Raw genomic sequence first — 8,574 nt, forward strand, 5'->3', positions numbered from 1 at the left:
AAAGACTTTTTATGATTGCCTACCCAGATATCGATCCGATAGCGGTTTCACTTGGCCCTATCGCCATTCATTGGTACGGATTAATGTACCTTATAGGCTTTGTGTCAGCTTATTACTTAGGTGTGTATCGTGCTAAACGCTCTGATGGTTTATGGACCTCCGAGCAAGTCAGTGACATGATCTTTTATGGCGCGATGGGGGTCATACTAGGGGGACGCCTTGGTTATATTCTGTTTTATCAGTTTCCATCGTTCTTAGATAATCCACTGATGCTATTCCGTATATGGGAAGGCGGTATGTCTTTTCATGGCGGGTTATTAGGGGTGATATTCGCGATGTGGATGTTTGCCCGAAAAACAAAAAAACATACCATTGATATCTTAGATTTTGTCGCACCTTTTGTGCCTATTGGGCTAGGGTTGGGCCGCTTAGGTAATTTCATCGGCGGTGAGCTTTGGGGGAAACCGACTGACGTATCTTGGGCGATGATTTTCCCTGGGGATCCGCTGCAACTGATGCGCCATCCATCTCAGTTATACCAATTCGCGCTTGAAGGCGTCGCGCTTTTTGCGATCCTGTGGTTTTTCTCTCAGAAACAAAAGCCGCGTTATTGTGTGTCCGGTATGTTCCTATTGTTTTACGGTATTTTCCGTATTCTGGTCGAGTTTGTACGAGAGCCTGATCCGCAGTTGGGCTACATTGCATTTGGTTGGTTAACACAAGGTCAAATACTGTCGACACCGATGGTGTTGTTAGGTGTTGGTCTACTGATCGTTGGCTATAAGCTGCAACGTTACCCGCAAAAGTAAACCTGTCTTTGAAACCAAAAACGCCGCATACATGATGCGGCGTTTTTGGTTGTGCTAAATGCTACACAGAAAATATAGCTACACAGAAAATGGGTAGGCAATTGGCTCGTGATATTCGTAGCCTTCCAGTTCGAAGTCTTCCAATGTGACCCACGTTTCAAGATCTTCCAAGGTTTTGATGTTTGGATTGATTTTGAAGGTTGGCACGGCCAGTGGTTCGCGTTTTAGTTGTACGTCACGCATCAGCTCAAGCTGATCTTCGTAGATGTGAGCATTCACAATCTTGTGGTACGCCTTACCCGGTTTTTTACCTGTAATCTGAGCCATGATGGCTAATAAAAAGTAGACCTGAACCATGTTAAAGTTCAACCCGAGTGGTACATCACAGCTGCGTTGTGTGCTGTTTAGGTAAAGGGTATCACCAAGCAATGAAAAGTGGTGGCTATACATACATGGACGTAGGCACGCCATGTGCAACGCACCCGGATGATAGAAGGTGAAGATTTCACCACGGTTGTCGATGCCTTGGCTAAGGTCGTCAACGATTAGGCGAAGTTGGTCAACTGAACCGCCATCTGGTTTTGGGAAATTACGGCCAATCGCACCGTAGCAAAGTCCCATATCGTCTTCGCCTTTACGGTATGGATTGTTGAGCCATACTTGGTTGTTGTTGGCATTAGCATCCCAAGTTTTAGTGCCTAAGGCGCGAAAATCTGCGGCATTATCGTAACCACGAAGGTAGCCAATAATCTCTGCAATCGCTGACTTCCAGTAGCTCTTACGTGTCGTGACTAAAGGGAATTCACCTGCGCCAACGTTGTAGGTGAGATCTGCGTTGATCACGGTTAGGCAACGCTTACCTGTACGTTCATTCGCTACCCATTCACCTTCATCAATAATACGATGACAAAGGTCGAGATACTGTTTCATGTAATTGAGCCCTTTGTTGGGGTAAAATGGTGGTAACTATAACAGATCTAAGAAAGCTCTGAGAGTTTTCGACACTATCAAATTTATCTGGAGCTAACATGCTGTCACTTATTGTTGCTATGTCGAGCAACCGTGTAATCGGGATCAATAATTCGTTACCTTGGCATTTGCCAAATGACTTGAAGTACTTCAAGCAAGTGACAATGGGTAAACCGATTGTAATGGGTCGTAACACTTATGAGTCCATTGGCAAGCCTTTACCTGGGCGTCGAAATATCGTCATCAGTCGTAATCCAGATTACCAACCTGAAGGTGTGGATGTGGTGTCGTCGCTGGATGCGGCCATCAAGCTGGGCGAAGATATTTGTTTAATAGACGGTCACGAAGAAGTGATGATCATTGGTGGCGCACAAATTTATGAATTGGCCTTACCACGTGTGGATCGCTTGTATATTACTCATGTGGATGCCGAGGTTAAGGGCGATGCGTTTTTCCCTGAAGTTAATTGGGACAACTACGAGAAAATAGGGGAAGAGTCGTTCGCTGCAGAAGGCCCTAACCCGTATGACTACCGTTTCAGTGTGTATCAACAAGGCTAATCGGCATGTGGTTTCAAAAAGAAGTAACACTTACCGCACGCAAGCGAGGTTTTCATCTGGTCACCGAAGAAATACTGCGTCAGCTACCGGAACTAAGAAAGCTGAAACTGGGGCTGTTAAATGTGTTTATTAAGCATTCTTCAGCGTCATTGACGATTAATGAAAATGCTGACCCGACGGTACGTGTGGATTTTGAGAGTTTCTTTAATCACGTGGTGCCCGAAAATGAGCCTTACTATCAGCATACGTATGAAGGCAGTGATGATATGCCAGCACACCTTAAGAGCAGTATTCTAGGGTCGAGCTTGACGATACCGGTGACGCAAGGGGATCTGAACTTGGGTATTTGGCAGGGGATTTATCTTTGTGAGCATCGTAACCACGGCGGCACGCGTACGCTAGTGCTGACGTTGCAGGGTGAATAAAGCATTTTCGGTAGCGTAAAGGGGCGTTAGCCCCTTGTTATAGGAGACGCTTTTATTCCGCTATGGAAATAGAGATACCCTTTGTCCGGCCTTTTTCTACAGCAGAGTTGGCGCTTTGAGCCAGCTCTTCAATGGTTTCGCCATCCTCTGGGAAAGTCGCTAGACCTACGCATAGATTTAAATGGCTGCTGTCGCTGAACTCCAATACTTTCTGTTCTTCTTCACGAGGTAATAAAAATTCATTGATCAGTTTCTGAGCATCTTTCAAACTGGTATTTGGTAGCAGTAATAAAAGTTTGTCATGAGCGACGCGCGCAAGAATGTCGGCTTCACGAATCTTTTTATAGATGTATCGTGCCGTTGTATGAATAGCAGTATTGCGTTTTTCTAATGGCATGTCTGCCAACAAACCACGAGCATCCAAGTCAATCTTCGCCATGGTTAATGGTGTGTACTGACGACGAGCAAGCCCTAACTGTTTGGTGAAATGTGTTAGCGCTGCACCACGGTTTAATAACCCAGTCAGTTCATCGAAGGTTGCTTGAGCACGTAAATGCTCTTCGAGAGCTTTCTGAGGGCTGATGTCTTCAATAAAGCCAATGATTTTAAGCACTTCCCCTTGAGGGCCTTGGCTATAAGTACGGCCACGCTCTCGTACCCAAGTGAACTCATCGTTTGCACGTCGAATGCGATAGTCGGACTCGTAATAGCGCTGTTTGTGGTTGATGTGCTCTTCAACCGTTCGAGTCATTTTTGGCAAGTCATCTTGATGGATACGGTCACGCCAAGCTTGACTGCTGTGAGGTGTGCTCTCCAGTGAGCAACCGAGTAGAGATGCGATCGATTGAGAACATGAAATGGTATCGTCTTCGACTTCCCACATCCAAATCCCAGCGGAAGACTCGGTCAGAGCGAACTTTAATAAAGTATTTTCCGCGACACTGAAATCCAAGTGTTCGGTGTGTGAGATATATCCGAGCACATGTCGATCATCAAGTTCTGTTAATGTGATTTCAGCGGTAATGAAGCGATCACCGACTTCGAGTTTAGCGCTTAACCGCTCGACCTCTCCACGTTGGATTTTATGTACAATACTAGCTAGATCACTATCGCTATCATTGGTTAACGATTGCCAAGTGGTTTGGCGAGCTGCACCAACATTTAGATATAGGTTCTCTAAGCTCTCGTTAGCCGCAACGATCTCGCCACTGTCGATCTGTGCGATAAACGCGGGTGTGGGCATATGATGAAATGCGTTGGTAAACGGGATGGACATAAAGACTCCTTATCAAGTCGGTTGCTCGCCAATCGAGCTTTACTCAGGTGTAATCCAACGTAGTTGGAAGTGCGCATCGTCGTCTTCTGCCAATACGTCGCGTAAATAGGGAAGAAACGCTTGGGCTTCTTTTTCCAAGGTCCATGGCGGATTAACAACAATCATGCCACTGCCAGCCATGCCACGCTTGGTTTCCGTCCCGCGGATATTCAGTTCCAATAATAACGTGTTTCTTATTTTGGTCGCCGCCACGGCATTAAGCAAATTGTCTGCTTGGCGTCGATCCAGTACAGGATACCAGATTGCAAAGGTACCTTGAGAAAAACGCTTGTAACCATCTTCAAGCGCTTTGACGACAGTTTGGTAATCTTTCTTCACTTCGTAGGGTGGATCCATCAGTACGAAGCCACGTTTTTGTGGCGGCGGAAGCATGGACTTTACGGCAAGAAAACCATCATCTTTTACCACATTTGCGATTCTTTTTTTGGGGAAAAGTGCAGCAAGTTTTGGGTAGTCGTTTGGATGCAGTTCACATAGATGCATTTTGTCTTTCTGACGTAGGTAATGATCAATCACCATCGGGCTACCAGGATAGACTTTTAGCTTACCTTTAGGGTTCAGGTCTTTGACGATATCAACAAACAGTTCAAGAGGTTCTGGTAAATCATTACGCTCAATTAAGCGGCTGATGCCTGTGTCGTATTCTTGGTTAAGCTGCGCTTGATCCGATGCCAACTCATACAGGCCGATTCCAGCATGTGTGTCCAAATAAAAGAATGGTGCTTCTTTTTTAACTAAGTGTTGGCAGACTTGGCTAGCAACTAAATGCTTAAGAATGTCGGCGTGGTTGCCTGCATGATAAATATGGCGATAACTAAGCATGGCATAGAGTCCAATATAATTAAAAAAGCCGCCCCTCTTTTATTAAGGTGCGGCTTTATAAGGTTAAGTGAGTACTAGTCTAGTTGATCTAGATCGCGTACTGCACCTTTGTCCGCACTGGTTGCAAAGTGTGCGTACACTTTCAATGCTGTAGATACTTTGCGTGGACGCTCTTCAATAGGCTTCCATGCTGCAGCACCTTTGGCTTCCATTGCTGCACGACGGTGGGCCATTTCTTCATCAGACAGCAAAACATTGATGGTACGGTTTGGAATGTCGATCAAAATGCGGTCGCCATTTTCAACGAGACCGATTGCTCCGCCCGCAGCCGCTTCAGGTGAAACGTGACCGATAGATAAGCCTGATGTGCCACCAGAGAAACGACCATCTGTCAGTAGAGCACAGTCTTTACCAAGGCCTTTTGACTTGATGTAAGACGTTGGGTAAAGCATTTCCTGCATACCTGGTCCGCCTTTAGGACCTTCGTAGCGAACGATGACAATGTCACCTGCCTCTACTTTGTCGTCCAGAATGTTCTTAACTGCTTCGTCTTGAGATTCTGTTACATGCGCACGGCCTTCAAACACAAGAATCGATTCGTCTACACCAGCACTCTTAACCACACAGCCATCTTGAGCGATGTTACCGTAAAGCACAGCTAAGCCGCCTTCGAGGGAAAAAGCGTTCTCAAGAGAACGAATACAGCCTTCTGCACGATCGCCATCAAGAGACGGCCAACGAGTTGACTGGCTAAAAGCCGTTTGCGTTGGAATGCCTGCAGGCCCTGCTTTGTAGAACTCCATGATCTCTGGCGTAGGTGAGCGCATGATGTCCCATGTCTCTAATGCCTCGAGCATGGTTTTAGAATGCACTGTATGACATTGGTTGTGTAAGATGCCAGCACGATCCAGCTCACCCAGTAAAGCAAAGATACCACCAGCACGGTGTACATCTTCAACGTGGTATTTGGGTGAATTCGGCGCTACTTTACAAAGTTGAGGTACTTTTCGGGATAGGCGGTCGATATCTTTCATAGTGAAATCAACGCCCGCTTCACGGGCAAGCGCTAACAAGTGAAGAATGGTGTTGGTTGATCCGCCCATAGCGATGTCTAGCGTCATGGCATTTTCAAACGCTTCGAAACTTGCAATGGAGCGTGGAGCCCAGTTTGCTTCGTCGTTTTGGTAGAAGCGTTTGGTGATGTCTACAATACGACGGCCTGCATCTAAAAATAACTCACGTCGATCAGAGTGCGTAGCTAATGTCGTGCCGTTGCCCGGTAGACTTAGACCAAGTGCTTCCGTTAGACAGTTCATTGAGTTGGCAGTAAACATACCTGAGCAAGAGCCACAAGTCGGGCACGCTGAGCGTTCGTACTCGGCTACTTTTTCATCTGTTGCTGTTGGATCAGCGGCGATCACCATGGCATCGACTAAATCAAGTTTGTTCTCGGACAATTTAGTTTTGCCCGCTTCCATTGGGCCACCAGATACAAAAATTACCGGAATGTTGATGCGCATAGCCGCCATTAACATTCCAGGTGTAATTTTGTCACAGTTCGAAATACAAACCATAGCATCGGCGCAATGGGCATTAACCATGTATTCAACAGAGTCTGCAATCAGGTCACGAGATGGCAGGCTGTAAAGCATACCATCATGACCCATGGCGATGCCGTCGTCGACAGCGATTGTGTTAAATTCTTTTGCTACACCGCCGGCTGCTTCGATTTCGCGAGCTACCAGTTGACCCATATCTTTAAGGTGTACATGACCCGGTACAAATTGGGTAAAAGAGTTGACCACGGCTATAATAGGCTTTTGAAAATCATCGTCTTTCATTCCGGTTGCACGCCATAGCGCGCGAGCGCCGGCCATATTACGGCCGCCAGTGGACGTTTTGGAGCGGTATTCTGGCATATGTATCCCCACAAATTGTTTTGCTTTATTTATTGGCTCATGTTACCAAGTTTATTGCTCTCGCCCAAAGCGAAATTTAGCAATATACTACGTAAATAATGACTAGTTTCGCCCGAATTCTTATCATAAGGCGATTAACGTGAGATAAGGTAGTTGAACGTATGATGTATCACAATGTTGCGCTCGCTCGACAGCCGATCGTAGACAATAAACTGGCTACGTTTGGCTATGAGCTGCTATACCGTCGTGATGTTAAGGCTAAGGATGCCGATGTTTATGATCAAATGGGAGCAACAGCCCAAGTTATAAGTGCTTGCTTGCTAGACCTTGGTATGCATAACCTTGTTGGTACAGGTAAAGCTTTTATCAACTTTCCTCGTGGTTATCTTATCAATCCAAGTGGTGTACCGCTTCCTAAGGAACACACAGTCATTGAAGTACTTGAAGATGCTGGGTTTGATGCTTTGCTGTTAGCCTCCTTACGCCGCTGGAATAATGCTGGTTTCACTATTGCTTTGGATGATTTTGTTTTTGAGCCTAAATTGGCCCCGTTTGTAGAGTTAGCTGAATATGTGAAACTCGATATTCTTGCTTTAGGCAAAGATGAGTTTCATCAGCAAGTGGAAGCCCTACGTCCCTTTAAAGTGAAGATCATCGCCGAAAAGGTGGAGACATGGGAGGACTATCATTTTGCAAAATTGCTTGAAGTGGATTATTACCAAGGTTATTTCTTTGAAAAACCTCAGTCGATGTCGAAAAAAGCTTCCAGCGTCAACCAGATGACATTATTGCAGTTGATGGCATCGCTTATGCGTGCCAACGATATGTCAATTGCTGAACTGGAAAAAATAGTTAGCCAAGACATTGGTTTGGTGCACAAGCTGCTCAAGTATTTAAATTCGCCTTTAATGGGGTTAGTTGCTTCAGTAGATTCTCTGCGCCTTGCAATTATGCTGATAGGCACTGAACAGTTAAAGTCGATTACTAACCTCTTGTTAATGTCTGAAATGACAGCGGATCGTGAAGTATTGCAAGGGCAAGTGTTGTTACGGGCAAAACATGCTGAGTTGTTTGCTCAATCACAGGAATACGCCAATGAAGATCGCTATTTTTTAGCTGGCATGTTGTCTATGATGGATGTTTGTGTCGGTATAAACCTAGATGATGTGTTGTCTGAATTACCCTTACCGCTTGAATTCACTAATGCCATCATTGAGCGTTCTGGTCGAGTTGGCTATACGCTAGACTTGATCGAATCCTACGAAAAAAATCGCCCTATTAAGTCAGAAAATGATTTGCAAATGCTGGCTGAAACTTATGCTGAAGCTGTGAAGTGGGTGGAAGGGTTTAAGGCTACTTTTTAAAAATATGCTTTTTTGTCTGATTATTCCTGCATATATGTAAGATGTTGCTGGAAAGCTGTATTAGGCTAACCCTTATCTTTTTGAATTTTAAATGATTTCTGTATTTTCATTATAGCTCTTTATGTTTTTCATTCTTCCATAATTCGAATATGGATCAGAGCTACATGGCCAAGGTTAGGCAGATCTCAAGTGAGTGGTTTGATGGATAACGATTCACTATGATGAGCGCTGTAAAGGACTTGAAACATAATGATGGGCAACTTAGGTTGCCCTTTTTATTTTCTGCTCCATACTCCTCAGTTCCTCAGTTCCTCAGTTCCTCAGTTCCTCAGTTCCTCAGTTCCTCAGTTCCTCAGTTCCTCAGTTCCTC

The 8,574-nt window shown here is 45.2% G+C and carries 8 protein-coding genes; 4 read left to right on the forward strand and 4 right to left on the reverse strand.

Going from position 1 to position 8,574, the window contains the following annotated elements:
• Nucleotides 1-11: 11 nt before the first annotated feature.
• The gene (lgt, locus tag AYW75_RS17885) at nt 12-809 is read left to right on the forward strand and encodes a prolipoprotein diacylglyceryl transferase (RefSeq protein WP_067102475.1); all 798 of its coding nucleotides are present in this window, start codon (nt 12-14) and stop codon (nt 807-809) included.
• Nucleotides 810-887: 78 nt separating this feature from the next.
• On the opposite strand, the gene AYW75_RS17890 is transcribed toward lgt, so the two are convergent.
• Complete coding sequence (locus AYW75_RS17890) at nt 888-1,739, reverse strand: thymidylate synthase (RefSeq protein WP_067102477.1); 852 nt, start codon at nt 1,737-1,739, stop codon at nt 888-890.
• Between the two features lie 98 nt (nt 1,740-1,837).
• Here AYW75_RS17890 and folA point away from each other — a divergent pair, with 98 nt between their 5' ends.
• On the forward strand, nt 1,838-2,338 hold the full coding sequence (gene folA, locus AYW75_RS17895; protein ID WP_067102479.1) for a type 3 dihydrofolate reductase: 501 nt from the start codon (nt 1,838-1,840) through the stop codon (nt 2,336-2,338).
• Nucleotides 2,339-2,343: 5 nt separating this feature from the next.
• The gene (locus AYW75_RS17900) at nt 2,344-2,763 is read left to right on the forward strand and encodes a secondary thiamine-phosphate synthase enzyme YjbQ (RefSeq protein ID WP_067102481.1); all 420 of its coding nucleotides are present in this window, start codon (nt 2,344-2,346) and stop codon (nt 2,761-2,763) included.
• A gap of 52 nt (nt 2,764-2,815) precedes the next feature.
• Here AYW75_RS17900 and AYW75_RS17905 read toward each other — a convergent pair whose 3' ends face one another.
• From AYW75_RS17905 to ilvD, 3 genes are all read right to left on the reverse strand, one after another.
• Complete coding sequence (locus tag AYW75_RS17905) at nt 2,816-4,039, reverse strand: sensor domain-containing diguanylate cyclase (RefSeq protein ID WP_067102482.1); 1,224 nt, start codon at nt 4,037-4,039, stop codon at nt 2,816-2,818.
• Nucleotides 4,040-4,078: 39 nt separating this feature from the next.
• A complete protein-coding gene (locus AYW75_RS17910; protein WP_067102485.1) occupies nt 4,079-4,921 on the reverse strand; it encodes a 23S rRNA (adenine(2030)-N(6))-methyltransferase RlmJ in 843 nt (280 codons plus the stop codon).
• 74 nt (nt 4,922-4,995) lie between these two features.
• Nucleotides 4,996-6,840 carry a dihydroxy-acid dehydratase gene (gene ilvD, locus AYW75_RS17915; RefSeq protein WP_067102488.1) on the reverse strand — a complete coding sequence of 615 codons (1,845 nt, stop codon included), beginning with the start codon at nt 6,838-6,840 and terminating at the stop codon, nt 4,996-4,998.
• A gap of 161 nt (nt 6,841-7,001) precedes the next feature.
• Here ilvD and AYW75_RS17920 point away from each other — a divergent pair, with 161 nt between their 5' ends.
• A complete protein-coding gene (locus AYW75_RS17920; protein ID WP_067102491.1) occupies nt 7,002-8,204 on the forward strand; it encodes an EAL and HDOD domain-containing protein in 1,203 nt (400 codons plus the stop codon).
• The last annotated feature ends 370 nt before the right edge of the window (nt 8,205-8,574 follow it).

It is taken from the genome of Marinomonas atlantica, assembly GCF_001639725.1.
GTDB classification, from domain to species: domain Bacteria; phylum Pseudomonadota; class Gammaproteobacteria; order Pseudomonadales; family Marinomonadaceae; genus Marinomonas; species Marinomonas atlantica.

Bases quoted from the DNA above. Each gene is read 5' to 3' on its own strand.
- lgt (WP_067102475.1), top strand. From the start codon at position 12: ATGATTGCCTACCCAGATATCGATCCGATAGCGGTTTCACTTGGCCCT.
- AYW75_RS17890 (WP_067102477.1), bottom strand. From the start codon at position 1,739: ATGAAACAGTATCTCGACCTTTGTCATCGTATTATTGATGAAGGTGAA.
- folA (WP_067102479.1), top strand. From the start codon at position 1,838: ATGCTGTCACTTATTGTTGCTATGTCGAGCAACCGTGTAATCGGGATC.
- AYW75_RS17900 (WP_067102481.1), top strand. From the start codon at position 2,344: ATGTGGTTTCAAAAAGAAGTAACACTTACCGCACGCAAGCGAGGTTTT.
- AYW75_RS17905 (WP_067102482.1), bottom strand. From the start codon at position 4,039: ATGTCCATCCCGTTTACCAACGCATTTCATCATATGCCCACACCCGCG.
- AYW75_RS17910 (WP_067102485.1), bottom strand. From the start codon at position 4,921: ATGCTTAGTTATCGCCATATTTATCATGCAGGCAACCACGCCGACATT.
- ilvD (WP_067102488.1), bottom strand. From the start codon at position 6,840: ATGCCAGAATACCGCTCCAAAACGTCCACTGGCGGCCGTAATATGGCC.
- AYW75_RS17920 (WP_067102491.1), top strand. From the start codon at position 7,002: ATGATGTATCACAATGTTGCGCTCGCTCGACAGCCGATCGTAGACAAT.